The sequence below is a fragment of the Micromonospora sp. WMMD998 genome (assembly GCF_029581235.1).
Classification (GTDB): domain Bacteria; phylum Actinomycetota; class Actinomycetes; order Mycobacteriales; family Micromonosporaceae; genus Micromonospora.
This window is the reverse complement of sequence record NZ_CP120740.1, coordinates 1,611,167-1,637,425: the sequence shown is the minus strand read 5'-3', so window position 1 is coordinate 1,637,425 and position 26,259 is coordinate 1,611,167. Positions and strand designations below refer to the sequence as shown.

At 72.2% G+C, this 26,259-nt stretch carries 24 protein-coding genes, 1 tRNA gene and 1 pseudogene; 6 read left to right on the top strand and 20 right to left on the bottom strand.

From position 1 onward, the window contains the following. Positions 1-23: 23 nt before the first annotated feature. The 3 genes from O7619_RS07860 to O7619_RS07850 are packed head-to-tail and all read right to left on the bottom strand — an operon-like array spanning position 24 to position 2,709. Positions 24-599: a 2'-5' RNA ligase family protein gene (locus O7619_RS07860; RefSeq protein ID WP_282288719.1), complete on the bottom strand. Its 576-nt coding sequence runs from the start codon at positions 597-599 to the stop codon at positions 24-26. A gap of 34 nt (positions 600-633) precedes the next feature. Next, positions 634-1,659 carry a tryptophan--tRNA ligase gene (trpS, locus tag O7619_RS07855; RefSeq protein ID WP_282286668.1) on the bottom strand — a complete coding sequence of 342 codons (1,026 nt, stop codon included), beginning with the start codon at positions 1,657-1,659 and terminating at the stop codon, positions 634-636. Positions 1,660-1,692: 33 nt separating this feature from the next. Next, positions 1,693-2,709, bottom strand: coding sequence for a hemolysin family protein (locus O7619_RS07850; RefSeq protein ID WP_282286667.1), 1,017 nt, complete (start codon positions 2,707-2,709; stop codon positions 1,693-1,695). 228 nt (positions 2,710-2,937) lie between these two features. Here O7619_RS07850 and galE point away from each other — a divergent pair, with 228 nt between their 5' ends. Continuing rightward, on the top strand, positions 2,938-3,870 hold the full coding sequence (gene galE / locus O7619_RS07845; RefSeq protein ID WP_282288718.1) for a UDP-glucose 4-epimerase GalE: 933 nt from the start codon (positions 2,938-2,940) through the stop codon (positions 3,868-3,870). A 58-nt stretch (positions 3,871-3,928) separates the two neighbouring features. Next, positions 3,929-5,083, top strand: a complete 1,155-nt coding sequence (gene galK / locus O7619_RS07840) for a galactokinase (RefSeq protein ID WP_282286666.1) — start codon at positions 3,929-3,931, stop codon at positions 5,081-5,083. 58 nt (positions 5,084-5,141) lie between these two features. On the opposite strand, the gene cysN is transcribed toward galK, so the two are convergent. The 9 genes and pseudogenes from cysN to O7619_RS07795 form a co-directional block, all read right to left on the bottom strand. Further along, entirely contained in the window at positions 5,142-6,446 is a 1,305-nt protein-coding gene (gene cysN / locus O7619_RS07835) for a sulfate adenylyltransferase subunit CysN (protein WP_282286665.1), read from the bottom strand. Continuing rightward, positions 6,446-7,357 (bottom strand): sulfate adenylyltransferase subunit CysD, encoded by a 912-nt coding sequence (gene cysD / locus O7619_RS07830; protein ID WP_282286664.1) that lies wholly within the window; start codon positions 7,355-7,357, stop codon positions 6,446-6,448. Before cysD ends, cysN begins: the two co-directional genes overlap by 1 nt. 80 nt (positions 7,358-7,437) lie before the next feature. Next, entirely contained in the window at positions 7,438-8,262 is an 825-nt protein-coding gene (locus O7619_RS07825; RefSeq protein ID WP_282286663.1) for an inositol monophosphatase family protein, read from the bottom strand. A 76-nt stretch (positions 8,263-8,338) separates the two neighbouring features. Further along, complete coding sequence (gene pth / locus O7619_RS07820) at positions 8,339-8,929, bottom strand: aminoacyl-tRNA hydrolase (protein ID WP_282286662.1); 591 nt, start codon at positions 8,927-8,929, stop codon at positions 8,339-8,341. Positions 8,930-9,029: 100 nt separating this feature from the next. Next, complete coding sequence (locus tag O7619_RS07815) at positions 9,030-9,725, bottom strand: 50S ribosomal protein L25/general stress protein Ctc (protein ID WP_282286660.1); 696 nt, start codon at positions 9,723-9,725, stop codon at positions 9,030-9,032. A 282-nt stretch (positions 9,726-10,007) separates the two neighbouring features. Next, complete coding sequence (locus O7619_RS07810) at positions 10,008-10,988, bottom strand: ribose-phosphate diphosphokinase (RefSeq protein WP_282286659.1); 981 nt, start codon at positions 10,986-10,988, stop codon at positions 10,008-10,010. A 56-nt stretch (positions 10,989-11,044) separates the two neighbouring features. Next, positions 11,045-12,568 (bottom strand): annotated as a pseudogene (glmU, locus tag O7619_RS07805) (bifunctional UDP-N-acetylglucosamine diphosphorylase/glucosamine-1-phosphate N-acetyltransferase GlmU); the annotation flags it as partial. 116 nt (positions 12,569-12,684) lie between these two features. After that, positions 12,685-12,756: transfer RNA gene (locus tag O7619_RS07800), tRNA-Gln, on the bottom strand. A 15-nt stretch (positions 12,757-12,771) separates the two neighbouring features. Beyond that, positions 12,772-13,644, bottom strand: coding sequence for a helix-turn-helix domain-containing protein (locus O7619_RS07795; protein WP_282286658.1), 873 nt, complete (start codon positions 13,642-13,644; stop codon positions 12,772-12,774). Between the two features lie 77 nt (positions 13,645-13,721). On the opposite strand from O7619_RS07795, the gene O7619_RS07790 reads away from it, so the two are divergent. Beyond that, entirely contained in the window at positions 13,722-14,387 is a 666-nt protein-coding gene (locus O7619_RS07790) for a TetR/AcrR family transcriptional regulator (protein WP_282286657.1), read from the top strand. On the opposite strand, the gene O7619_RS07785 is transcribed toward O7619_RS07790, so the two are convergent. The 6 genes from O7619_RS07785 to O7619_RS07760 all read right to left on the bottom strand — a co-directional run bounded on the left by O7619_RS07785 (position 14,377) and on the right by O7619_RS07760 (position 20,266). Further along, entirely contained in the window at positions 14,377-14,853 is a 477-nt protein-coding gene (locus O7619_RS07785) for a DUF4383 domain-containing protein (protein ID WP_282286656.1), read from the bottom strand. The two genes, O7619_RS07790 and O7619_RS07785, sit on opposite strands and share 11 nt — an antisense overlap. 117 nt (positions 14,854-14,970) lie before the next feature. Beyond that, on the bottom strand, positions 14,971-15,426 hold the full coding sequence (locus tag O7619_RS07780) for a DUF4383 domain-containing protein (protein WP_282286654.1): 456 nt from the start codon (positions 15,424-15,426) through the stop codon (positions 14,971-14,973). 84 nt (positions 15,427-15,510) lie between these two features. Next, the gene (locus tag O7619_RS07775; RefSeq protein ID WP_282286652.1) at positions 15,511-17,310 is read right to left on the bottom strand and encodes an ABC-F family ATP-binding cassette domain-containing protein; all 1,800 of its coding nucleotides are present in this window, start codon (positions 17,308-17,310) and stop codon (positions 15,511-15,513) included. Between the two features lie 66 nt (positions 17,311-17,376). Next, positions 17,377-18,330 (bottom strand): 4-(cytidine 5'-diphospho)-2-C-methyl-D-erythritol kinase, encoded by a 954-nt coding sequence (locus O7619_RS07770; protein ID WP_282286650.1) that lies wholly within the window; start codon positions 18,328-18,330, stop codon positions 17,377-17,379. Positions 18,331-18,414: 84 nt separating this feature from the next. Further along, entirely contained in the window at positions 18,415-19,284 is an 870-nt protein-coding gene (gene rsmA, locus O7619_RS07765; protein ID WP_282286648.1) for a 16S rRNA (adenine(1518)-N(6)/adenine(1519)-N(6))-dimethyltransferase RsmA, read from the bottom strand. A gap of 79 nt (positions 19,285-19,363) precedes the next feature. Then, positions 19,364-20,266: a TatD family hydrolase gene (locus O7619_RS07760; RefSeq protein ID WP_282286646.1), complete on the bottom strand. Its 903-nt coding sequence runs from the start codon at positions 20,264-20,266 to the stop codon at positions 19,364-19,366. A gap of 58 nt (positions 20,267-20,324) precedes the next feature. On the opposite strand from O7619_RS07760, the gene O7619_RS07755 reads away from it, so the two are divergent. Together O7619_RS07755 and O7619_RS07750 are read left to right on the top strand one after the other, a co-directional pair. Further along, the gene (locus O7619_RS07755; protein WP_282286644.1) at positions 20,325-21,569 is read left to right on the top strand and encodes a hypothetical protein; all 1,245 of its coding nucleotides are present in this window, start codon (positions 20,325-20,327) and stop codon (positions 21,567-21,569) included. A 60-nt stretch (positions 21,570-21,629) separates the two neighbouring features. Next, positions 21,630-22,481, top strand: a complete 852-nt coding sequence (locus O7619_RS07750) for an alpha/beta hydrolase (RefSeq protein ID WP_282286642.1) — start codon at positions 21,630-21,632, stop codon at positions 22,479-22,481. A 54-nt stretch (positions 22,482-22,535) separates the two neighbouring features. Here O7619_RS07750 and metG read toward each other — a convergent pair whose 3' ends face one another. Continuing rightward, positions 22,536-24,338, bottom strand: coding sequence for a methionine--tRNA ligase (gene metG, locus O7619_RS07745; RefSeq protein WP_282286641.1), 1,803 nt, complete (start codon positions 24,336-24,338; stop codon positions 22,536-22,538). A 127-nt stretch (positions 24,339-24,465) separates the two neighbouring features. Between metG and O7619_RS07740 the strand changes: the two genes are divergently transcribed. Next, positions 24,466-25,308, top strand: coding sequence for a hypothetical protein (locus O7619_RS07740; RefSeq protein WP_282286639.1), 843 nt, complete (start codon positions 24,466-24,468; stop codon positions 25,306-25,308). Positions 25,309-25,367: 59 nt separating this feature from the next. Here O7619_RS07740 and rsmI read toward each other — a convergent pair whose 3' ends face one another. Then, a complete protein-coding gene (gene rsmI / locus O7619_RS07735; RefSeq protein WP_282286637.1) occupies positions 25,368-26,216 on the bottom strand; it encodes a 16S rRNA (cytidine(1402)-2'-O)-methyltransferase in 849 nt (282 codons plus the stop codon). Positions 26,217-26,259 lie beyond the last annotated feature (43 nt).

The following is a 26,259-nucleotide window of genomic DNA, read 5'->3' as shown; positions in this document are numbered from 1 at the left end:
AGGAGGCCCGGCCGGTCGAGTGTTCAGCGCCCGCCGCCGAGCCGGAAGTCGCGGCGGGGCTGCCACCGGGTCGCCCCGCTGTGTGAGAAGAGCGTGAACGCCTCCACCTCGAACAGCGCGGAGAAGTCGGCCAGGTCCTCGTACGCCTTGTCGAGCACCTCGGGCGGCACGTCCTGCGCCACGGTGACGTGCGGGTGGTAGGGAAAGCGCGTCTCGCGGCGCAGCTCGGGGGCCGAGTTGATGGCGGAGGCGAGCAGTTCGCACTCGCTGATCCCGGCGGCGACCGTCACGAAGACCACCTGGGTGACCGGCCGGAACGTGCCGGTGCCGCGCAGGTGCAGCGTGAACGGCAGGTGCGCGGCGGCCACCCGGGCCAGGTGTTCCTCGACCGGGGGCAGCGCGCGTACCGGGATCTCGGTGGGCCCGAGCAGGGTGACGTGGGCCGGGACGGCCTGCGGGTCGCCGGCCTCCACCCGGCGGCGGGTGAGCAGCCCGCCCCACGGCTCGGGGATGTCGACCGCGATCCCGATCTGGATCGTGCCCTCGCTGTCGGGCGCCGCGGCACTGCCCGCCACGTCGCGTGCCGTCCCTCCGGTCACCGCCTGCGTCACCGCCTCCGCTCCACCCGGGCCGCTACTCGAACCGCACCGGCGGGAAGAAGCCGACCCGCTCGTACGCGGTGTGCAGCGTGTCGGCCGCCACCGCCCGGGCCTTCTCCGCGCCCTGCGCGAGCAACTTGTCGAGCTGGGCCGGGTCGTCCAGGTAGCCGTTGGTGCGCTCCTGGACCGGGGTGACGAACTCCCGCACCACCTCGGCGAGGTCCTTCTTGAGGTCGCCGTAACCCCTGCCGTCGTACGCCGCGACCAGGTCGTCCATGCCCCGGCCGGAGAGCGCGGAGTAGATGGTGAGCAGGTTGGAGACGCCGGGCTTGCCCACCGCGTCGAAAACGATCTCGCGACCGGTGTCGGTGACCGCCGAACGGATCTTCTTGGCCGACCGCGCCGGGTCCTCCAGCAGGTCGATGATGCCGGCCGGGGAGGAGGACGACTTCGACATCTTGGCCGTCGGATCCTGCAAGTCGGTAATCTTGGCAGTGTCCTTCACGATATGCGGCGCCGGCACCGTGAACGTCTGACCGAACAACGAGTTGAACCGCTGTGCCAGGTCGCGGGAAAGCTCCAGGTGCTGCCGCTGGTCCTCGCCGACCGGCACCGCGTGCGCCTGGTAGAGCAGGATGTCGGCGGCCTGGAGGATCGGGTACGTGAACAGGCCGACACTTGCCCGCTCGCTGCCCTGCTTCTGCGACTTGTCCTTGAACTGGGTCATCCGGCTGGCCTCGCCGAACCCGGTGATGCATCCGAGCACCCAGGTCAACTGCGGGTGCTCGGGCACCTGCGACTGGACGAACAGCGTGCTGCGCTCCGGGTCGAGGCCCAGCGCGAAGAGCTGCGCCGCGGCCACCCGGCTGCGCCGCTTCAGCACCTGGGGGTCGTGGCCCGCGGTGATCGCGTGCAGGTCCACCACGCAGTAGAACGCGTCGTGGCTGTCCTGCAGGGCCACCCAGTGCCGCAGCGCGCCCAGATAGTTGCCGAGGTGGAACGAGTCGGCGGTCGGCTGGATGCCGGAGAAGACGCGCGGGCGGACGGGTACGTCGGACATGGCGGCAATTCTGTCAGCAAGCCCCGGGATCCGTCATGACGGGCCGGCGGGTCGGACGGGTACGGGCGGCAGCGGGCCGCTGACCTCGCGTCGGGGCTCGGGCAGCCGCAGCGCGGAGACCGCCAGGCGGGACACCCGCCGGCCGTCGAGCGCCAGCACCCGCAGCAGCCAGCCCTCCGGATCGGTGACGTCCGATCCGTCCGTCGGGTCGACCGCCACCGGGACCTCGTCGCCGGCCACCGGCAGCCGGCCCAGCGCGGCCATCACGTACCCGCCGACCGTCTCGTACGGGCCGGCGGGCAGCGGCACGCCGGTGCGCTCGGCGAAGTCGACCAGGTTGAGCCGGCCGTCGACCACGGCGGGCAGCCCGGCGGACTCCGTCCCGGGCGGGGCGTGGTCCTCGTCGTAGATCTCCCCGACCAGTTCCTCGACCAGGTCCTCGCAGGTGACGATGCCGGCGGTGCCGCCGTACTCGTCGACCACCACGGCCAGGTGGTGCCCCTCGCGGCGCATCTCGGTGAGCGCGGCGAGCACCCGCTTGCTGCCCGGCAGCCGTTTCACCTCGCGGATCAGCTCGGCGACGGCGACCGGGCCGGCCGGTTCCGGGCGCAGCAGCACGTCCCGCAGGTGCACCAGGCCGACCACGTCGTCAGGGGTGCCGTCCACCACCGGGTAGCGGGTGTGCGGGTCGTCCCGGACCAGCCGCTGCGCCTGCGCCATGGAGTGCCCGGCGGAGAGGAAGACGACCTCGGTGCGGGGCACCATCACCTCGCGTACCAGCCGCGCGCCGGCCGTCAGCACCTCGTCGATGATCCGCCGCTCGTCCGGGTCGAGCACCGTGTTCGCCGCGACCAGGTCGCGCAGCTCGGCTTCGCTGATCCGTTCCCGCCCGGCGGTGGGACTCGCCCCGAGCAGGCCGGTGACCATGCGGGTCGCGCCGTCGGCGGCTCGCACCACCAGGCGGGCCACGGCCCGGGCGAGCGGGCCGGGTTCGCGTCGGGGCCGCCCCGGCGGTCGTCGCCGGGGCCCGGGACCACCCGCTTCCCGCATGACAAGCATGGTAGACATCGAGCGCTGGCGAACCGGCCCGATGTTCGGATCTGTTCGGCCCTGATGCTTTGCGGTGGAATGAAGTGACGCGCACTCGACCCGCCGCCCCGGGCGCGCCGGCCGTAGGGTGATCACGGACGGCCGACACGGACGCGGCCAGGCAGGAGGACCGACGTGAAACTGCTCGTCACCGGCGGCGCCGGCTACATCGGCAGCGTGGTGACCCGGATGCTGCTCGACCACGGCCACCAGGTGACGGTGCTGGACGACCTGCGCACCGGGCACCGCGAGGCGCTCGCCCCCGAGGCGACCCACGTGGACCTGCCCGTGCACGAGGCCGCCCGGGTGCTCACCCCCGACGCCGGGTTCGACGGCGTGCTGCACTTCGCCGCCCTGATCGCCGCCGGTGAGTCGATGATCCGCCCGGAGCTGTACTGGGACACCAACACCGTCGGCTCGCTCGCCCTGCTCGACGCGGTCCGCGCCGCCCGGGTCCCGCGGATGGTCTTCTCCTCCACCGCCGCCGTCTACGGCAACCCCACCGAGCTGCCCATCCCGGAAACCGCCGTCAAGGCCCCCACCAACACCTACGGGGCGACGAAGCTGGCCGTCGACATGGCGCTCACCTCCGAGGCGATCGCGCACGAGCTGGGCGCCGTCTCGCTGCGCTACTTCAACGTCGTCGGGGCCTACCTGCGCGACGGGCAGGCCATCGGCGAGCGGCACGACCCGGAGACGCACCTCATCCCGATCGCGCTCGACGTGGCCGCCGGCCGGCGCGAGAAGCTCCAACTCTTCGGCGACGACTACCCCACCGTCGACGGCACCTGCGTCCGCGACTACATCCACGTCGAGGACCTGGCCCGCGCCCACCTGCTCGCGCTCGACGCGGCCACGCCGGGCCGGCACCGGATCTACAACCTCGGCAACGGCAACGGCTTCACCAACCGTCAGGTCGTCGACGTGGTCCGCGAGGTCACCGGGCACCCGCTGCCGGTCGAGGTGGCGCCGCGCCGCGAGGGCGACCCCGCCGAGCTGGTCGCCTCGTCCGCGCTGGCCCGCGACGAGCTGGGCTGGGTGCCTGCGAAGCCGACCCTCCAGGACATGGTCGGCGACGCCTGGGCGTTCTACCGCGAGCACATCGCGGGCGCACGCCCGTGAGCGCGAGGAGTGAGCCGGGGTTGCGAGCCCCGCAGTCGCGAACGAAAGATGGCACAGCATGAGCGATGTCGCCGACCGCGCCACCGCCGGCTTCCGGCAGCGGTACGCCACCGAGCCGGCCGGCCGCTGGGCCGCTCCCGGGCGGGTCAACCTGATCGGCGAGCACACCGACTACAACGACGGCTTCGTGCTGCCCTTCGCGCTTCCGCTGCGTACCGTCGTCGCCGCGGCGCCCGGCCCGGACGGGCGCTGGACGGTCTGGTCGGAGCTGGACGACGAGCCGGTGGAGTTCGGCGCCGAGGCGGCCGACGAGCCCGGCCGGGTCGAGGGCTGGGCCGCCTACGTGGCCGGCGTGGTCTGGGCGCTGCGCGCCGCCGGCCTCGACGTCCCGGGCGCGCGACTCGCCATCGCCTCCGACGTCCCGGTCGGCTCCGGGCTCTCCTCGTCCGCCGCCATCGAGTCGGCGGTGCTGGCCGCCCTGGTCGACCTCGGCGGGCTGGACCTGCCCGCCGAGCGGTGGCCCCGGCTCGCCCAGCGCGCCGAGAACGACTACGTCGGCGCGCCGACCGGGATCATGGACCAGTCCGCGGTCATCCGGGGCCGGGAGGGGCACGCCCTCTTCCTCGACTGCCGCACCGAGGAGATCGAGCAGATCCCGTTCGACCTGGACGCCGCCGGGCTGGCCGTGCTTGTCATCGACTCACGCGCGCCGCACCGACACGCCGACGGGGAGTACGCCGCCCGGCGGAAGAGCTGCGAACGGGCCGCCGCGACGCTCGGGGTGACCGCCCTGCGCGACGTGCCCACCGCCGACCTCGACGCGGCGCTGGCCCGCCTCGACGACGACGAGACCCGCCGCCGGGTCCGGCACGTGGTCACCGAGAACCAGCGGGTGCTCGACACCGTCGCGTTACTCCGCGCCGACCGGGTCCGCGAGGCCGGGCCACTGCTGACCGCCTCGCACGCCTCGATGCGCGACGACTTCGAGATCACCGTCCCGGAGATCGACGTCGCGGTCGAGGCGGCGCTCCACGCCGGGGCGTACGGCGCGCGGATGACCGGCGGCGGTTTCGGCGGCTGCGTGCTCGCCCTGGTCGACGCGGACGCCGCCGACACGGTGGCCGCCGCCGTCCGGACCGCGTACGCCGGGCGCGGCTTCTCCGCCCCCGGCACCCTGACCGTCCTCCCCGCCGGCGGCGTCACCCGGTTGTAAGGCGGGGGCCCTTCTTAACACCCGTGTGTTAAGAAGGGCCCCCGCCTATCAAAAAACCTCAGCCACCTTCGACGATCATGCCGGCGCCGACCGTGCGGTTCGTCGCCTCGTCGATGATGATGAAGCCGCCGGTGGTGCGGTTGCGGCGGTATTCGTCGGCGAGCAACGGAACGGTGGTTCGCAGCCGGATCCGGCCGATCTCGTTGAGTTTCAGTTCGCCTGCCGCCTCGTCCCGGTGCAGCGAGTTGATGTCCAGCCGGTAGTGCAGGTCGCGGACGATCGCCCGGGCCGAGCGGGTGGTGTGCTTGATCGCGTACCTGCCGCCCACCTGGAGCGGCCGGCTCTCGTCCATCCAGCAGACCATCGCCTCGATGTCCTGCGCGACCATCGGGGCGTTGTTCGGCCGGCAGATCATGTCGCCCCGGGAGATGTCGATCTCGTCGGTCAGCCGGACCGTCACCGACATCGGCGGGAACGCCTCGTCCACCGGGCCGTCGGCCGTCTCCACCGCGGCGATCCGGCTGGTGAACCCTGAGGGCAGCACCATCACCTCGTCGCCGGGCTTGAGGACGCCGGAGGCGACCTGGCCGGCGTAGCCGCGGTAGTCGGTGACGGTGGTGGACTGTGGGCGGATGACGTACTGCACGGGGAAGCGGACGTCGACGAGGTTGCGGTCGGAGGCGATGTGGACGTGTTCCAGGTGGTGCAGCAGCGACGGGCCTTCGTACCAGGGCATGTTCTCCGACCGGGAGACGATGTTGTCTCCGCGTAGCGCGGAGACCGGCACCACGGTCAGGTCCGGGGCGTCGAGTTTCGCGGCGAACGCGGTGAACTCGTCGGCGATCCGCTCGAACACCTCCTGCGACCAGTCGACCAGGTCCATCTTGTTGACACACAACACCAGGTGCGGCACCCGCAACAGCGAACACAGGAACGCATGCCGGCGGGACTGCTCCACCAAACCCTTACGCGCGTCCACCAGGATCAACGCCAGATCCGCCGTCGACGCCCCGGTCACCATGTTCCGCGTGTACTGGATGTGCCCCGGCGTGTCGGCGATGATGAACTTACGCCGCGGCGTGGCGAAGTACCGATACGCCACATCGATCGTGATGCCCTGCTCCCGCTCCGCCCGCAATCCGTCGGTCAGCAACGCCAAATTCGTGTACTCGTCGCCCCGCGCCGCGCTGACCGCCTCCACCGCGGCCAACTGGTCACTGAACAACGACTTCGTGTCATACAACAACCGGCCGATCAACGTCGACTTACCGTCGTCGACGCTACCGGCGGTCGCGAACCGCAACAGGTCCATCGGCCGCGCGGCGGTCTCACCGTCGGCCGGGGCCAGGATGTCGACGCTCATCAGAAGTAGCCCTCTCGCTTACGGTCCTCCATCGCGGCCTCACTGACCCGATCGTCACCCCGGGTCGCGCCCCGCTCGGTGATCCGCGTCGCGGCCACCTCCTCGATCACCTTCTCCACCGTGTCCGCGTCCGAGCGGACCGCCGCCGTGCAGGAGGCGTCACCCACCGTCCGATACCGCACCCGGGCCGTGAACGGCTCCTCACCCGCCCGCGCCCGGAAAAACTCGTTCACCGCGTAGAACATCCCATCCCGCTCGATCACCTCCCGCTCGTGCGCGAAGTAGATCGACGGCAACGGAATCCGCTCCCGCGCGATGTAGTGCCAGACGTCCAACTCGGTCCAGTTCGACAACGGGAACACCCGGATCGACTCACCCGGATGATGCCGACCGTTGTACAACGACCACAACTCCGGACGCTGGTTCTTCGGATCCCACTGCCCGAACTCGTCCCGGAAGCTGAACACCCGCTCCTTCGCCCGCGCCTTCTCCTCATCCCGCCGCGCCCCACCGAACAACGCGTCGAACCGATGCTTCTCCACCGCGTCCAACAACACCGGCGTCTGGATCCGGTTCCGCGTACCATCCGCCGCCTCCCGCACCACACCCGCGGTCAACGCCTCCGGCACACTCGCCACGATCAACTGCAACCCCAACTCCGCCACCCGCCGATCCCGGTACTCCAACACCTCAGCGAAGTTGTGCCCCGTATCCACATGCATCACCGGAAACGGGATGTTCGCCGGCGCGAACGCCTTCTGCGCCAACCGCAACATCACGATCGAGTCCTTACCACCGGAGAACAGCAACACCGGCCGCTCCATCTCCGCGACCACCTCACGCATCACGAAGACGCTCTCCGCCTCCAACTCGTCGAGGTGCGACACCTGGTACGCGACGGGGGCCGTCATGACACGAACTCGATTCGCTCGGAACCGTACATCGGGAATCCAGACCTTTCCGGTCGGAGTCGTGAAGAAGAACGCTCAGGTTACCCGGAATGCCGCTGCAACGCTGCAAGCAACCGACTCGCGAGATCCTTGCGGCAGACCAGCAGATCCGGTAGGCGCGGGTCGGCCTCGTTGTATTTCAGCGCAGAACCGTCGATCCGGGAAGCATGCAGTCCGGTGGCCGTCGCCACAGCGACCGGAGCGGCGGAGTCCCACTCGTACTGGCCGCCCGCGTGGATGTACGCGTCGACCTCACCGGTGACCACGGCGGCGATCTTCGCGCCCGCCGAGCCCATCGGAACCAGATGAGCGCCGACGTCCTCTGCCAGATCGGTCAGGAAAACCGGCGGACGGCTACGACTGGCCGCCAACCGGATGGTCCGCGCGCCGCCCGCCGACCTCGACTCCACAGGCATCGGCGGGTACGCCGGCGGGTAGTCCGTGCCCACCACCCGGTGCTGCGCCGGCAGGCCCACCGCGCCCGCCACCAGGCCGTGCGGCGTGGACGCCCGCCGCGACCAGAGCGCCACGTGCACCGCCCAGTCCGCGCGCCCCTCCTCCGCGTACTCCCGGGTGCCGTCCAACGGATCGACGATCCACACCCGGTCGGCGGCCAGTCGGGCCGGCGCCTCGCCGCCCACCCCGGCCGACCGCGCGCCCACGTCCTCCTCCGACAGCACCGCGTCCGCCGGACGCCACTTCGCCAACTCGGTCCGGATCAGGTCGTGCGAGACCTTGTCCCCGGCCGACCGCAACGCCTCCGCGTCCCCGAAGCCCACCTCCGCGCGCAGATCCACCAACGCCTGCCCGGCCCGCGACGCCAGCCAGCGGGCGAACGCGCCGTCGATCACCGGAGGACTGACCATGGTCTCACCGCTCCCGTCGCCGGCCTTCGCCCACCTCGCGCAGGCGCAGACTACCGGCCGGCTCCGGACGAGCCGCTCAGGCCCCGTGGTACAGGTTCTGCGTCGGCTCCACACCCTTGGTGACCACCGACTCCACCACGTCCGCCGCGCGATCCACCAGGAACTCCAGCTCCTTGCGCTCGGCGGCGGAGAAATCCGAGAGTACGAAGTCCGCCGGGTCCTGCCGGCCCGGAGGCCGCCCGACCCCGAACCGCACCCGTACGTAGTCCTTCGTGCCGAGCGACTTCGACATCGACCGCAGGCCGTTGTGACCGCCCTCGCCCCCACCGCACTTCACCCGCACCTGCCCGTACGGGATGTCCAGCTCGTCGTGCACCGCGATCACCCGGGCCGGCGGGATCTTGTGGAACTGGGCCAGCCCGGCGACCGGGCCACCGGAAAGGTTCATGTAGGTGAGCGGCTTCACCAGCACCAGCTTCGGGCCGCCGAACCCCAGCCGCCCCTCGGCGGCCTCGGCCACCGCCCGCCGGTGCCGGCCGAACTTCGCGCCCACCCGGGCGGCCAGCAGGTCGGCCACCATGAACCCGACGTTGTGCCGGTTGTGCGCGTACTCCCGACCGGGGTTGCCCAGGCCGACCACCAGCCACGGCCCCGCCTCGTCCGTCACCCCGACGCCCCTTCCCGCTCGCTACCCCGCCACCCGCCCCGATACGCCGACAGGCGCCCCCGGACCACCGGGGACGCCTGTCGCACAGCCTGCGGACCGGTCAGGCCTCGGTCTTCGCCTCGGCCGGAGCCTCTCCGCCCTCGGCGGCCGGAGCGCCCTCCGGCGCCTCGGCGGTCTCCTCGCCGGCGCCGGCCTCGGCCTCCTCGGTGGCCTCCTCGACCTCGGGGAGGGTGGCCTCGAGCTGCTCGGCGGTCGGGGCGGCGGTCACCGAGGCGACCGGCAGCTCCCCGTCCACGGCCAGCTCGACACCGGCCGGCAGCTCGACGTCGCCCGCGGTGACCACGGTGCCCGCCTCGGCGCCGTCGATCGACGCCTCCAGGTGGTCCGGCACCTTGGTCGCGTCGGCGGTCACCGACAGGGTGTCGTGGTCGTGCACGATCAGGGTGTCCCGCGCCGCCTCACCGGTCAGCTGGACCGGGACCTCGACCGTGACCTTCTCGCCCCGGCGGACCAGGAGCAGGTCCACGTGCTCGAAGGAGTCCCGGATCGGGTCACGCTGGATCGCCTTCGGCAGCGCCAGCACCTGGGTGCCGTCGCTGACCTCGATCGCGAAGAGCTGGTTCGCACCGCCCTTGCGGATCGCCGCGGCGAACTCCCGCGCCGGCAACGCGATGTGCGTGGGCTTCTCGCCGTGGCCGTACAGCACGGCGGGCACCTTGCCGGCCCGGCGGGTACGACGGGCACCACCCTTGCCGAACTCGGTGCGGGGCTCGGCGCTGATCTTTACCTCGGACACGGGGAAACTCCTGATGCTTCGCTGCGGCGGCTTGTCGTCTGGCGGTGCTGGGCGAGGGGCTCGCTGGGGCTCAAGGTCATGAACGACCGCCCGGAGCACCGCGTCGATGACGGCGCCTCCGTGCGGTGCTATTCAGCAGCCCGCCGGGCACCCTCGCCGTGGCAACCGCACCAGTCTACCCGAGCGAAATCCGGGCCCTCCGGCAGTCCCCGTATCACCGTCGCGGCCGGCGCGCAGGGCAACGGCCCGGCCGCCGGACGAGCCGGCGGCCGAACCCGACGATCAGCTCAGGCCACCGAAGAGGGTGGTCACCGAACCATCGTCGAAGACCTCGCGGATCGCCCGGGCCAGCAGCGGGGCGATCGACAGCACGGTCAGCTTGTCGAGCTGCTTCTCCGGCGGCAACGGCAGCGTGTTCGTCACCACGACCTCGCTGATCGGGCTGTTCTTCAGCCGCTCGGTCGCCGGATCCGACAACAGCGCGTGGGTCGACGCCACCACGATCTCCGCCGCTCCCGACTCCTTCAGGATGTCGGCCGCCTTGGCGATCGTGCCGCCGGTGTCGATCATGTCGTCCACGATCAGGCACACCCGGCCCTCGACCTCACCGACCACGCGGTTCGCCACCACCTGGTTCGGCTTCATCGGGTCCCGCGTCTTGTGGATGAACGCCAGCGGGCAGCCACCCAGCCGGTCCGTCCACCGCTCGGCCACGCGCACCCGACCCGAGTCCGGCGCCACCACCGTCATCGGCCGGCCCGCATAGCGGTGCTCGACGTACTCGGCCAGAATGTCCATCGCGAACAGGTGGTCCACCGGCCCGTCGAAGAAACCCTGGATCTGCGCGGTGTGCAGATCCACGGTGAGGATCCGGTTCGCGCCCGCGGTCTTCAACAGGTCGGCCACCAGCCGCGCCGAGATCGGCTCCCGGCCCCGGTGCTTCTTGTCCTGCCGGGAGTAGGGGTAGAACGGCAACACCACGGTGATCCGCTTGGCCGAACCGCGCTTCAGCGCGTCGACCATGATCAGGGTCTCCATGACCCACGTGTTCACCCCGTGCGTCACGGACTGCACCACGAAGGCGTCCGACCCACGCACCGAGTCCTTGAACCGTACGAAGATCTCACCGTTGGCGAACTCGTACGCGTCGGTGGGCGTCGGCGCGACGCCGAGCACCTCACCGATCTCCTTGGCCAGCTCCGGAAAACCCCTCCCGGAAAAGAGCATCAGGCTCTTGCGGTTCTCGGCGACGATGCTGCCCATGGGCCCGTCTGCTCCCGTGTGTCGGTGGTGCCCGGCGGCGGTGGGGCCGGGGACTGTTCGGTTGCAGTATCCCCCGGGTTCACCGGTCCACCCACGGCCCGGCCGTCCCCGTGGGTTCAGTCACCTTCGCTTGCCGCGCCGCCCGGCTCCGACGCACCCTCACCGGACCGACGCGCCGCCTGCGCAGCCGCCGACTCGGGCCGCTTGCGCAGCACCCAGCCCTCCACGTTGCGCTGCTGACCCCGCGCCACCGCCATCGCGCCCGCCGGCACGTCCGCGACGATCACCGACCCGGCCGCGGTGTACGCGCCGTCACCCACCCGCACCGGCGCCACGAACATGTTGTCCGCCCCGGTGCGCGCGTGACTACCGATCGTGGTGTGGTGCTTGCGCACCCCGTCGTAGTTGACGAAGACCGTGGCCGCGCCGATGTTGCTGTGATCGCCGATCGTCGCGTCCCCCACGTACGACAGGTGAGGCACCTTCGAGCCCTCCCCGATCGACGCCTTCTTGGTCTCCACGAACGTGCCGACCTTCGCCTTACGGGCCAGCCGCGACTCCGGCCGCAGGTAGGCGTACGGCCCGACGCTCGCCTGCGGGCCGACCTCGGCGCCCACCGCGTGGCTGCGCACCACGCTCGCGTCCTCGCCCACCACGGTGTCGACAAGCGTGGTGTCCGGACCCACGAGCGCGCCCGCGCCGACCACCGTGGCGCCCTGCAACTGGGTGTTCTGGTCGATCACGGCGTCCCGCTCCACGGTGACCGTCACGTCGATCCAGGTGGTGTGCGGGTCGAGGATGCTCACCCCGGTGCGCATCCAGCCCTCGTTGACCCGGTCGCGCAGGAGCTGGCGCAGCCCCGCCAACTCCACCCGGTCGTTGCAACCGAGCGTCTCCACGTGGTCGGGCGCGCAGTGCACCACCACCGGCTCGCCCGCGTCCCGGAGCAGGGCGAACACGTCGGTCAGATATTCCTCGCCCTGGTCGTTGTCGGTGGAGAGCTTGCCCAGCGCCTCCCGTAGCCGGGCCACGTCGAACGCGTAGATGCCCGCGTTGATCTCCCGCAGCGCACGCTGCGCGGGCGTGGCGTCGCGCTCCTCGACGATCTGCTCCAACCGCCCGTGCGCGTCCCGCACGATCCGCCCCAGGCCGGTCGGGTCCGGCACCTCGGCGGCCAGCACGGTCGCCGCCGCCGCACCCTCCTCGTGCGCCTCGACCAGGGCCGCGACCGTCTCCGGACGCAGCAACGGCACATCTCCGTTGATCACCACGACGGTGCCCGTCGCGTCCGGCGCCGCGTCCAACGCGATCCGGACCGCGTGCCCGGTGCCGAGCTGGCGCTCCTGAAGCACCGGGACGGCCGTCGGGGCGACCTCGGCCAGGTGTGCCCGCACCTGGTCGGCGCCGTGGCCGACCACCACCATCGTGTGGTCCGCGCCCAACGGCCCGGCCGCGGCCAGGACGTGACCGAGCAGGGTGCGACCGAGAAGGGGGTGCAGCACCTTGGGCATGGACGACTTCATCCGCTTGCCCTCACCGGCGGCGAGCACGACAACGGTGCGGAGGTGGGGCTGGGGCACGACGTGGCTCCCGTCGGGACGGCGACAGTCTCGCGGTCATGCTAACCACGCGACTCGCCCCAATTCGCATCCGGCCGCACAAACGCCGTCCACCCGAGGTGAATTCGGCGACTGAGCTGGGGTGCCTGGATTCGAACCAGGAGCTCAAGGCTCCAAAGGCCTGCGGGTTGCCGTTACCCCACACCCCATTGCCATGTCAAGACCTACGGACCAGCCTCCTCGACTTGCCCGTCCGCGATCCGGAACAGCTCGGAGATCATACCTTCGATCCGCCAGTAGAGCGCACGGCTGCGCGGCACAGTGATCACGAGGCAGCCGTGATAGGTGTCTCCGGTGTTGCGCCGCATCGTTGTCGGGTTGTGCCGCTTCAGCGCGGTGCGGCGGAACCGCTCCAGTGGCAGCCGCAGCCGCTGCGCCCACCAATCGACGGCAGCCTCGGCATCAGCCGACTCATGGATGCTTACCCGGTAGGTCGGCACCGCCCGATCGACCCCGCAGACTTCGAGGAAGCGCAGGAACAACGCCAGCAGACCGGGGTCGGTGTTGACGAACTGCATCGTCACCGGCCGCCGCCACGGCTTGGACTTGGCTCCTTCGCACCAGTAGATCGCCGCGCCCAGCACCAGCAGGTCCCGTTCGTTGAGGCCACCCACCACACCGGCAGCCCTGGCCTGCTCGGCTGCCTGCGCCGCGTCCCGCGACTCCCGGTACGCGCTCCAGCGGGCCTCCGTCATCACCTTCGAGTGCGCGCGACGCCGCTCGGCCGTCGCCGCGTCCGGATCCAGCGGCAGGTGACGCACCCACTGGTAGGCCGTCGACTTCGCCACCCCGAGCTGCTCCGCGATCTGGTTCACCGACCGACCGGCCTTCCGCAGACGCACGGCCTCGGCGCGGTCGTCATCCCGAGCGCGGGGTCGACGGGTCCGTTCGGGAGGGGGAATTCCGCGCAGCATCGCGTAGACCCTGTCCCTACCCATGCCCAGCCGGGCCTGAATCTCCGCTACGGAGAGCTGTTCTTCGACGCGCAGACGGCGCGCCTCGATGGCGAGTGGATCGAGGGCCAGCGGATCGGTCACCACCCGAAATTAGAACAGGCGTACGACAGAATCGGCGTCGGTCAGCCCGAGGGGCCCGGGCCTGGCAGGATGGGCGGGTGACCGACGTTCCCGGCAGCGACCGCAGTCGTCGGCGGGCTGTCCCGGCGACCAAGCCCTCCCGGGTGCGCATGTCCGCGACCCAGCGGCGCGAGCAGTTGATCTCGATCGCCCGGCAGATCTTCGCCGAACGCGGATTCGACGCCACCTCGATCGAGGAGGTGGCGGCGCGGGCCAAGGTCTCCAAGCCGGTGGTCTACGAGCACTTCGGCGGCAAGGAGGGGCTCTACGCGGTGGTGGTGGACCGGGAGGTCCGCTCCCTGTTGGAGCGGATCACCACGGCGTTGACCGCGGGCCACCCGCGCGAGTTGCTGGAGCAGGCCGCGCTGACGTTGCTGACCTACATCGAGGAGGAGACCAGCGGGTTCCGGGTGCTGGTCCGCGAGTCGCCGCTGATGTCCGCGACGGGCAACTTCAGCAGTGTGATGAACGACGTCGCGCACCAGGTGGAGCACATCCTCGGCGCGGAGTTCCACAGCCGGGGGTACGACCCGAAGCTGGCGGAGCTCTATTCGCAGGCGCTCGTGGGCATGGTGGCGCTGGCCGGGCGCTGGTGGCTGGAGGTGCGCAAGCCGCGCAAGGAGACGGTGGCGGCGCATCTGGTGAACCTGGCCTGGAACGGCCTGTCGCACCTGGAGTCGAAGCCGGGCCCGATCAGCGGTTAGGGCCCTCGGCGACCGGGTGGTAGCGGCGGCGACGCTCCTCCTCGGCGTGTTCGGGCGGCCCGACCTTGTCGTAGAGGCCGGTGGCGAGCAGGATCAGCCCGAACAGCATGGACACGACGACCGTGGACATGGAGAAGTTCAGGAAGTTCGCCGAAGTCTGCAGCACGGCCATCATCAGGATGCCGGTGACCAGGAAGACCACCCCGGCGGTGAGGTTCATGTAGTGGCCGAGGTTGTCGCGGCGCGACGCGCCCACGATCAGGACCGCGCCGAACACCACCGAGACCAGCGAGAAGGCCAGGTTGGTACGCAGCCCGAGGGCCCAGTTGCTGTCCCGCCCGAACAGCCCGTCGCCCCAGGTCTCAAACACGCCCCAGACGCCGAAGACCAGGATGTAGAGGCCGACGAGCCCGGACAGCACCCGGTAGAGCGGTCGCGCGGGGTGGTTCACCGGGAAGTGCGCCATGCTGCCCTCCAACCGTGGAGACCGATTCGGGGCAATTGTCACCCGAGCCGCCCGCCTCCGTCCCGGAAAGACGCCGACGGCCCGGCGCGCTGCGCCGGGCCGTCGGGTGGTTCCGGATCAGAGCACCAGGCGGGCCTTCTGCCAGGCCTCGTGCTCGTCGTCGCTGCCGACCTTGCCGTACATGCCGACCACCAGGAGCACCAGCGAGAGGGTCAGCACCACGACCACCGTCATGATCGAGAAGTTGAGGACGTTGGCGTCGGTCTGGAGGAACGCCAGCGCGGCCAGGCCGATGACCATCAGGGTGTACGCCAGCCACTGGTTGACCGCCACGTCGAGGTTGCGGCCGATCGCCACACCGACCAGGATCACCACGCCGAGCAGCACCGACAGCAGCGAGAAGCCCATGTTGGTGCCCTGGCCGAGCACCTTCGTGTCGTCCTGGGCGAAGAAGTCGTCGCCGGCGCTGGCGATGACGCCGAGGACGCCGAAGACGACGAAGTAAAGACCAACGAGCCCGCCGATCGCCCGGAAGATCGGCCGCGCGGGGTGGTTGACGGGGGTGTGGGCCATCTCTGCGTCTCCAAAGACCGAACGGGTGAGAGTTTCCGCTGATTGTCCCGTACGGCGGTCAGTGACGCCGCACACCCCCCACCCTCAGCCGCCGGGCAGTTCCTCGGCCAGCGCCAGCCAGGTCTCCTCGGTGCGGTCCCGCTCGGCCCGCACCTCCTTGAGCTGTGCGTCCAACTCGGCGACCCGGGCGTAGTCGGTGGCGTTGGCGGCGAGCTGCTCGTGCAGGCCCGCCTCCTTCTGTTCGAGCTTGGCGATCTGCCGTTCCAGCCGGTTGAGTTCCTTCTTCGCGGTGCGTACCTCGGCGGCGGACATGCCGTCGCGGGCCGGGGCGGCCGTGCCGGGGGTGAGGTCGGCGGGCGCCGGGCCACCGGCGGCTGCGGCGCGCGCGAGGTATTCGTCGACGCCGCCGGGCAGGTGCACGAGCCGCCCGTCGCCGAACATGCCGTACGCGACCTCGGTGACCCGCTCGATGAGATAGCGGTCGTGGCTGGCCACCACTATGGTGCCGGGCCAGGAGTCGAGCAGGTCCTCAAGCGCGGCGAGGGTGTCGGTGTCCAGGTCGTTCGTGGGCTCGTCGAGCAGCAGCACGTTGGGCTCGCCGGCGAGCAGCCGCAGCATCTGGAGCCGGCGACGCTCCCCGCCGGAGAGGTCGCTCACCGGGGTCCAGAGCCGCCGGTCGTCGAAACCGAAGATCTCCGCGAGCTGGGCGGCGCTGATCTCCCGGTCGCCGAGCTGCACCCGTCGCGCCACTTCCTCGACGGCCTCCAGCACGCGCAGGTGGCCGGGGAGTTCGGCGAGTTCCTGGGAGAGGAACGCCGCCCGCACGGTCTGCCCGGCGGCGAACCGCCCGCCGTCGGCGCGTGTCACCCCGGCGAGCATCCGCAGCAGGGTGGTCTTGCCGGCGCCGTTGCGGCCGAGGACGGCGATCCGGTCGCCGGGCCCGACCTGCCAGGTGGTGTCGTGCAGGATCTCCTTCGGGCCGGCGTGCAGGGTGACGTGCTCCAGGTCGTACACCTGCTTGCCGAGCCGGGCGGTGGCGAGCCGTTGCAGCGACATGGTGTCGCGCGGCTCCGGCACGTCCGCGATGAGCGCGTTCGCGGCGTCGATGCGGAACTTCGGCTTGGAGGTACGCGCCGGCGGGCCCCGGCGCAGCCAGGCGATCTCCTTGCGGAGCAGGTTCTGCCGGCGGGCCTCGGTGGCCGCGGCGATCCGTTGCCGCTCGACGCGGGCGAGCGTCCACGCGGCGAAGCCGCCCTCGTACGCCCGGACGGTCTGGTCGGCCACCTCCCAGGTGGCGGTGCAGACGGCGTCGAGGAACCAGCGGTCGTGGGTGACCACGACGAGCGCGCCCTTGCGGGTGACCAGGTGCCGGGCCAGCCAGTCGACGCCGCCGACGTCGAGGTGGTTGGTGGGCTCGTCGAGGACGAGCAGGTCGGCGTCGCGGACCAGCAGGGCGGCGAGCGCGACGCGGCGGCGTTCCCCGCCGGACATCGGGCCGATCGGGGTGTCGAGGCCGAGGTGGGGCATGCCGAGGCCGTCGAGGATGGCGCGGACGCCGGCGTCGCCGGCCCACTCGTGCTCGGCGCCCATGCTCTCGCTGAGCCACGCGGTGCCGAGCACGACGTCCCGCACGGTGAGGTCGGGGGCCAGGTCGAGGCGCTGCGGCAGCCAGGACACGCGCAGGTCCCGGCGGTGGGTCACCCGGCCGTCGTCGGGTTCCTCGCTGCGGGTGAGCAGTCGCAGCAGCGTCGACTTGCCGGCGCCGTTGAGGCCGACCACACCGACCCGGTCGGCGTCGTCGAGGCCGAGCGAGACGTCGGTGAGCAGTGGCCCGGCGGCGCCGTACCCCTTGGACACCCGGTCCAGGTTGACGATGTTGGCCACGGGCTCACCTTTCACACGACTGAGGCGCCCCGGGGTCCGGGACGCCTGAGTCAAGGGTACGGGGCGTCAGACGATGCGGGCGCCGTGCACGGGCCCGTGCGCGACCCGCGCCTCCCGGCACACCCCGGCGACGGTCAGCTCGTCGGCGATCCGCCCGGCGTCGGCCTCGTCGGCGGCGAGGAACACGCAGGTGGGCCCGGAGCCGGAGACGATGCCGGCCAGCGCTCCGGCGGCCTCGCCGGCCTTCAGTGTGTCGGCGAGCGCCGGGCGCATGGTGAGCGCGGCGTCCTGGAGGTCGTTGCCGAGGGTGGCGGCGAGCACCCGCGGGTCACGCTGGCGCAGCGCGCCGAGCAGCGCGTCGGTGCTGCCCAGTGGCGCGCCGGCGGCGCCGGTGTCGCGCAGCCGGTCGAGTTCGCGGTAGGCGGCCGGGGTGGAGAGGCCGCCGTCGGCGATGGCCACCACCCAATGCCAGGAGGTGGGGCGGGCCAGCACCGGGCTGACCGCCTCGCCCCGGCCGGTGCCGAGCGCGGTGCCGCCGTGGATCAGGAACGGCACGTCGGAGCCGAGGTCGGCGGCGATGCCGGCCAGTTCGTCGCGGGACAGGCCGGTGCCCCAGAGCGCGTCGCAGGCCACGAGCGCGGCGGCGGCGTCGGCGCTGCCGCCGGCCAGCCCGCCGGCGAGCGGGATGTGTTTGCGCAGGTGCAGCCGGGCGTGCGGGGCGACACCGGCGTAGCCGGCGAGGGCGTGTGCGGCGCGCAGTGCCAGGTTGGTGTCGTCGAGGGCCAGCTCGCCGGCGCCCTCGCCCTCCATGGTGAGGGTGAGGGTGTCGCCGCGGCGGGCGGTCAGCTCGTCGTAGATGGAGATCGCGTGGTAGACGGTGTTCAGCTCGTGGTAGCCGTCCCGGCGCAGCGGCCCCACCCCGAGGTGCAGGTTGACCTTGGCGGGCACCCGCACCTTGACCGGGCCGCTGGCTCCGCGCCGCTGCCCGTCCTCGTCCTCCGGTCGCCAGGCCTCGGTCACCGGGAGAGCTCTCGCGGGCGCAGGCGGATGTCGAACGGCTTCTGCACGGTCAGCTCCTCGGCGGGGTCGGGCAACGGCGCCAGCCTACTGGGCGGCGGCGGAGCCGTCCGGGGCCGACGCGGCGATGGCGGCGAACTGGTCGACGGTGAGTGACTCGCCGCGTGCGCCCGGGTCCACGCCGGCGGCGGTGAGCGCGGCGGCGGCCCGGTCCGCGCCGCCGGCCCAGCCGGCCAGGGCGGCGCGCAGCGTCTTGCGGCGCTGGGCGAACGCGGCGTCGACGACCGCGAACACCGCCGGGCGGGGTACGTCCGGTCGGGGCGGCTCACGCCGGGTGAACGCGACCAGGCCGGAGTCGACGTTGGGTACCGGCCAGAACACGTTCGGCGGGACCTTGCCGGCGGCCCGGGAGCGGGCGTACCAGGCGAGCTTGACCGAGGGGATGCCGTAGACCTTGGAGCCGGGTCCGGCGACGAGCCGGTCGGCGACCTCCTTCTGCACCATCACCAGGCCGTGCCGCAGGGTGGGCAGTTCGGCGAGCAGGTGCAGCACCACCGGCACGGCCACGTTGTAGGGCAGGTTCGCCACCAGCGCGGTGGGGGCCGGGTCGGCCAGGTCGGCGGCGGTGACCCGCAGCGCGTCGGCGGGGTGCACGGTGAGCCGGCCGGCGTCCGGGCCGGCGAACCGGGCGGCGGTCTCCGGGAGCGCGGCGGCGAGCGCCGGGTCGAGTTCCACGGCGTGCACGTGCGCGGCGACCGGCAGCAGGGCCAGGGTGAGCGAGCCGAGGCCGGGGCCGACCTCCAGCGCCACGTCGTCCGGGGCGAGGCCGGCGGTGGTGACGATCCGCCGCACGGTGTTCGGGTCGTGGACGAAGTTCTGGCCGAGCTTCTTGGTCGGCGTGACGCCGAGCCGCGCGGCGAGTTCCCGGATCTCCGCCGGGCCGAGGAGTCCGGTCACGCCCCGTAGCGTAAGCGCGCCCGCTTCGCGGTTAGGAGGGGGCCCTTGTTAACGCCTGGCGTTGTGGCGGGGCCCCTTCTTAACGCCACGGGCCGAAGGCGCGCTCACCGTTGGTGGAGATGGCGGCGCACAACTCGTCGAGATCAACCTCGGTGGTGGCGGCGAGGACGCGGACGGTGAGCGGGATCAGGTACGACGCGTTCGGTCGGCCCCGGTGCGGCATCGGCGTCAGGTACGGGGCGTCGGTCTCGACGAGCATCTGCGCGGGCGGCGTGACGGCGGCGGCCTCCCGCAGCGCGACGGCGCTGCCGAACGTGACCGTGCCGGCGAAGCTCAGCAGGTGCCCGCGACGGACGCACTCGCGGGCGAAGTCGGCGTCGCCGGAGAAGCAGTGCATCACCACGGTGTCCGGCGCGCCCTCGTCGTCGAGGATCCGCAGCACGTCGGCGTGCGCGTCGCGGTCGTGGATGACGAGCGCCTTGCCGTACCGCTTGGCGATGGCGATGTGCGCCCGGAAGCTCTCCTCCTGCGCCGCCAGCCCCTCCGCGCCGGTGCGGAAGAAGTCCATGCCGGTCTCGCCGACGCCGCGCACCCGGTCCCGCCCGGCCAGCGTCTCGATCGCACGCAGCGCCTCGTCCAGGTCGTCCAGGCGGGGTGCCTCGTTGGGGTGCAACGCCACGGTGGCCAGCACCGGCGCGTACCGGTCGGCGACGTCGGCGCCCCACCGGGACGACTCGACGTCCACGCCGACCTGGACCAGGCGGTCCACGCCGACCCCGGTGGCGACGGCGATCGCGGCGGCCACCGGGTCGCCACCGTCGCCGCCCGGCGGCGTGCCGTACTCGCCGACGGTGATGTCGAGGTGGGTGTGGCTGTCCAGCACGGGCACGGGCAGCGGCTCGGGCGCGGGCGGGAACTCGCCGGCCCGGCGGGCGGCGCGCTGCTTGCGGGTCTCGGTCTGCTCGGTCATCGCGGCCAGCATCACACACCCGCCACCGTCCGTTCACACGCACCACATCTGGCCGGCTTAGCGTCTCCCGGTGACCGTCACTGACCGGGCCGGCGGGGCCGCCTCCGAGCGGACCGGGCTGCGCGTGACGTACGACGGCCAGGTGTACCCGGCCGAGGAGATCGCCCGGGGCGCGGCGTACGAGCTGTTCAGCGCCGACGAGGCGGCCGGTTTCGAGTGGTGCCCCCGGCCCGGGGGCGGCCATCCGTGGCGGAAGTTCGTGCACGTGACCGAGGTGGACGCGGTGCGGGGCGCGGTGGAGCCGACCGAGGAGACCGACGCGCCGCTGCTGATGCCGGTGCACCGGGAGCGGGGCTGGGCGTACGTGCACCAGCTCAGCCAGCGACCGACGGCGGCGGGTGACCCGACGTTGGCGGCGGTGCGGGCGTCGGCGGTGATCCGCCCGGGCACCCGGATGGTGAAGGTGCTCTCCGCCCGGCAGCTCGCCGGTTACGTGCGGGGCTGGCTGCCGCACGGCTTCTGTTACCGGGAGCACGACGTGGCGCACCTGCGGACACCGGCCGGGATGGCGGTGTTGCGCGGTGATCCGGAGGGCGGCGACGTGGCGTACGCGCTGCGCTGGCGGGCCGCCGACCCGGCCGACTACGACGTCCCGGTCGGCGCGGCGCACCACGGGCTGACCGCCCTGCCGCCCCGCGACCGGCTCGGTCCGCCGGTGCTGGGCACCGGGTTCGTGCCGAGCAACGCCCAACTCGTCCCGGAGTTCGTCACCCGGGACTTCGCGGACCTGCCGATGCCGGCCAACGCCACCCTGCTCGCCTACCCGGCCGAAGGGATGGAGGTGGTGCTCTACACCTATCAGGCGGAGCAGCGCGGCTGGCTGCGCCTGGCCGGCCCCCAGTGGCGGCACCTGCTGGCCGCGGTGCCCGGCCTCGCCGCCGACCAGGAGTACGTGCCGACCGGCGACGCGCCGCACTCCACCCGGCTCGTCGGCGCGTACGCCGGGGCGGAGTACGAGGCGGTGGCCGACCAGCCCGGCGGGTTCCGGGTGCTGGCGATGACCCGGGCGGCCCGCTATCCGGTGGAGGCCGCAGCCCGCCGGTTGCGGATCGCGACCTGGCGCGGTGTGCCCTGCCTGGTGCTGCGGGAGGAGGGGGACTGGCTGCGGTTGCGGCTGCGCCGCCCGGATCCGGACGCGGTGGCGGTGACCGGTGCGCAGTGTCACGAACGGGGTGTGTACGAGGTCTGGGCGCCCGCCACCGAGTTGACCGACGACCGGGTGGTGGACCTGCCGTACCCGCGTCACCACGATTAGCCGGCGGCAGACCGGGAAGGCGGGTGCGTCCGAGTAGCCACGCAGAAGGATGTTTCCGACATGCCTTTCGTCACCGTCGGTACGGAGAATTCCGCGCCCATCGACCTGTACTACGAGGACCACGGTTCCGGTCAGCCGATCGTGCTGATCCACGGGTTCCCGTTCAACGGGGCCACCTGGGAGAAGATGAGCGGTCCGCTGCTCGCCGCCGGGTATCGGGTGATCACGTACGACCGGCGGGGGTTCGGCAGTTCCGCCCAGCCGGCGTCCGGCTACGACTACGACACGTTCGCCGCCGACCTCGACGTGCTGATGACCGAGTTGGATCTGCGCAACGCCATCCTGGTCGGGCACTCGATGGGCACCGGCGAGGTCACCCGCTACCTGGGCGCGTACGGGTCGGGTCGGGTGGAGCGGGCGGTCATGATGGCCCCGCTGGCGCCGTACCTGCTCAAGACCCCCGACGATCCGGAGGGCGTCGACAAGAGCATGTTCGACGCGTTCCAGCAGGCGATCATCCAGGATCGGTTCGCCTACCTGACCCAGTTCTGCGACGTCTTCTTCAACGCCAGCGAGAACAGGGGCAAGCTGGTCAGCGACGAGGCGTACCACGCGCACTGGCAGATCGGCGCGCAGGCGTCGGCGAAGGGCACCCACGACTCGGTGGACGCCTGGCAGACCGACTTCCGCGGCGACCTGCCGAACATCGACGTGCCGGTGCTGATCATCCAGGGCGACAAGGACAACGTGCTGCCGTACCCGGTCACGGGTCAGCGGCTGGTGAACATGCTGCCCGACGCCAAGCTGGTCACGCTCAAGGGCGCGCCGCACGGCACCCCGTGGACGCACCCGACCGAGGTCAACAAGGCGATCATGGAGTTCATCGGCAAGCCGAGCATGGCCCCGGCCTGACCCGGGAAACGACGGCAGCCCCGGGACGCGCCCGGGGCCGCCGTCGTCGGGCGCTCAGCCGGCGAGGCGGGCCAGCTCCTCGTCGACGACGGAGGGGTCGAGCTTGCGGAACACCGGCTTGGGCGCCGCGAGCGGCCGACCCACCTCCAGGGGTACGGACTCCCAGCGCGCGCCGACCGTGTAGTCACCGGTGAGCACCGGGTACGCCGGCCCGCCGTCGAGGTCGTCGACCTCCTCGATCACCGGCATCGGCGCGTGTGTGCCGGTGCCGCCGAGCAGCTCGTGGATCTGCTGGGCGGAGTGCGGCAGGAACGGGGTGAGCAGCGTGTTGGCGTCGCTGACCACCTGGAGGGCGACGTGCAGGATGGTGCCCATCCGGGGCTTGTCGTCATCGCCCTTGAGCTTCCAGGGCGCCTGCTCGGAGAGGTATTTGTTGGCCTCGGCGACCACCTTCATGGCCTCGCCGATGGCCTGCTTCTGCCGGTGCCGGGCGATCAGGTCGCCGACGGTGGCGAAGCCGGCGCGGGCCACCGCGAGCAGCGCCTCGTCGGCCTCGGTGAGCCCGGCCGGGTCGACCGGCGGGATCGCGCCGAAGTTCTTCGCCGCCATCGACACGGACCGGTTGACCAGGTTGCCCCAGCCGGCGACGAGTTCGTCGTTGTTGCGGCGGAGGAACTCGGCCCAGGTGAAGTCGGTGTCGTTGCTCTCCGGCCCGGCGACCGCGATGAAGTAGCGCAGCGCGTCGGCGTCGTAGCGCTCCAGGAAGTCCCGGACGTAGATGACCACCTTGCGGGAGGAGGAGAACTTCCGCCCTTCCATGGTCAGGTATTCGCTGGAGACGACCTCGGTGGGCAGGTTGAGCCGGCCCAGGTCGCCGGGCTCGCCGTCGCGGGCGCCCGCGCCTGAGTAGCCGCCGAGCAGCGCCGGCCAGATCACCGAGTGGAAGACGATGTTGTCCTTGCCCATGAAGTAGTAGCCGCGGGCGTCCTTCCCCTCGCCGTCCGCCGACCACCACTTGCGCCACGCCTCCGGGTCGCCGGTGCGCCGGGCCCACTCGATGGACGCGGACAGGTAGCCGATCACCGCGTCGAACCAGACGTAGATCCGCTTGTCGGATCGGTCCTGCCAGCCCTCCAGGGGGATCGGCACCCCCCATTCCAGGTCGCGGGTGATGGCCCGGGGCTGGAGGTCGTCGAGCAGGTTGCGGGAGAACCGCAGCACGTTGGGACGCCAGCCCTCCCGGGTGTCCAGCCACTGGCGCAGCGCGTCGGCGAGGGCCGGCAGGTCGAGGAAGAAGTGCTCGGTCTCCACGAACTCCGGCGTCTCGCCGTTGATCTTCGACTTGGGGTCGATCAGGTCGATCGGGTCGAGCTGGTTGCCGCAGTTGTCGCACTGGTCGCCGCGGGCGCTGTCGTAGCCGCAGATCGGGCACGTGCCCTCGATGTAGCGGTCGGGCAGGGTGCGGCCGGTGGACGGGGAGATCGCCCCGGTGGTGACCTTCGGGACGATGTAGCCGTTGCGGTGCAGCCCGGTGAACAGCTCCTGCACCACCGCGTAGTGGTTGCGGGTGGTGGTGCGGGTGAACAGGTCGTACGACAGCCCCAGCGCCCGCAGATCCTCGGCGATCACCCGGTTGTACCGGTCGGCCAGCTCGCGGGGGGTGACCCCCTCGGCGTCGGCCTGCACCTGGATCGGGGTGCCGTGCTCGTCGGTGCCGGACACCATGAGCACGTCGTGACCGGCCATCCGCATGTACCGGGCGAAGACGTCGGAGGGAACGCCGAATCCGGAGACGTGGCCGATGTGGCGCGGGCCGTTGGCGTAGGGCCAGGCGACCGCGGCGAGAACGTGACTCATGAGCGTCAAGCCTAGTGATTGCCGGGGGCGACCTGCGAACCAATAGGGCCGGCGCCGCCGGCGTACGTCCGATTTGTCGCCGACACGCCCCCTGAGCTGCCCCGCCAGCCGACGGTGCCGGTGTGAAATGAACGTCGTGACCAGCAGACCAGCGGCACCTGAACCGTCGGCCGCCGCTCAGGCCGGGCGCGCCGCGCGCGGCGCGCCCGGCGTCCCGGTCGCCCCGCAGCCCCGGGTCGACCCCGCCGACCCGACGGTGGAGGTGGAACCGACCACCGGGGCGCCGGTGGACGCCGTGCCCCGCCGGGTGCCGGTACGGCAGCCGCGCTGGCAGCGGCGCTCCGCCCGGGCGGGCGACGACGCGGCCGGCTGGGCGCCGATCGAGGAGGTGCACTGGGACGGCACGCCGCTACGGGACGAGCCGCGCCGCCGCACCGGCCGTGCTCCGGCCCGCCGGGAGCCGGCCCGCCCGGTCCCCCCGCCGGACCCGCCCGCCGGCCTCGCCGTGCTGGTGACGTTGAGCCTGCTCGCGGCGTTCTTCGCCTGGGTGAGCGCCGGACCGCTCTGGCTGGCGGTGGGACACTCGACGAACGGCACCGTGATGATCACGGAGTGTGTCGGCGGCGGGCTCACCCAACGCTGCCGGGGCATCTTCCTGGCCGACCACGACCGCTTCGAGGCCCAGGGCGTACGGGTCAGCGGCGTGCCGGCCGGGCGCACCGCCACCGGCAGCACCCTGCCGGCCCGGATGACCGGCCCGGACGGCGCCACCGCGTACGCGGACCGGGGCGTCGGCGGGCACCTGCGCTGGCTGCTCGGGCTGGCCCTGGTGGGGGGCTGCGCGGCCGGGATCGCCAGGTGGACCGGCGCGATCCGGCTGGCGGACCCGCGCCAGCGACGCTGGGCGGTGGGCCTGGCGCTGGGCGGCCCGCTGCTCATCACCGTCGGTTTCCTCCTCAGCGCCTGGTAAGGAGGGGCCCCTGCTTAACGCCTGCGGTAGAGGCGGGGCCCCTTCTTAACCACCCGCCCTCAGCGGTGCACCACCGCGTAGACCTCGCGACGGCGCAGCCCGTACGCGGTGGCGACCTCGGTGATCGCGTCCCGGCGGGAGGACCCGGCCGCCTCCCGCTCGGCCACCGCGGCGCGCAGCGCGTCGTCGTCGGGACGGATCGCCGGCGCCGCCGGGGCGCCGGCCACGACAAGGGTGATCTCGCCGCGCACGTCACCGGCGGCGGCCCACTCGGCCAGCTCGCCCAGCGGCCGGCGGACCACTTCCTCGTAGGTCTTGGTCAGCTCGCGGCAGAGCGCGGCGGGCCGGTCCGGGCCGAACGCCTCGGCCAGGTCGGCCAGCGCGCCGGCGATCCGGTGTGTCGCCTCGAAGAGCACGAGCGTGCGTTCCTCGGCGGCGAGGGCACGCAGGCGGGAGCGGCGGGCGCCGGGGCTGCGGGGCAGGAAGCCCTCGAAGCAGAACCTGTCGCACGGCAGCCCGGACAGCGCGAGCGCGGTGGTCACCGCGCTCGGCCCAGGGGCGGCGGTCACCGGGACGCCGGCCTCCAGGGCGGCCCGGACCAGGCGGTAGCCGGGGTCGGAGACGCTCGGCATGCCACCGTCGGTGACCAGGGCGACGGTGTAGCCGGCGGCGAGCACCTCGGCGAGTTCCGGGGTGCGCCGTTCCTCGTTGCCCTCGAAATAGGAGACGATCCGGCCGGGCACGGCGACGTCGAGGTCGCGGGCCAGCCGGGTGAGCCGGCGGGTGTCCTCGGCGGCGACCACGTCGGCGGTGGCGAGCACCTCGCGAAACCGGGCGGAGGTGTCGGCCGGATTTCCCAACGGCGCGCCGAGCAGCACCAACCGCCCTACGTCGGACATTTCCCCCACGACGTGCGCTCCTTCATCGACGGTCGTACCAATTTCGGGGACG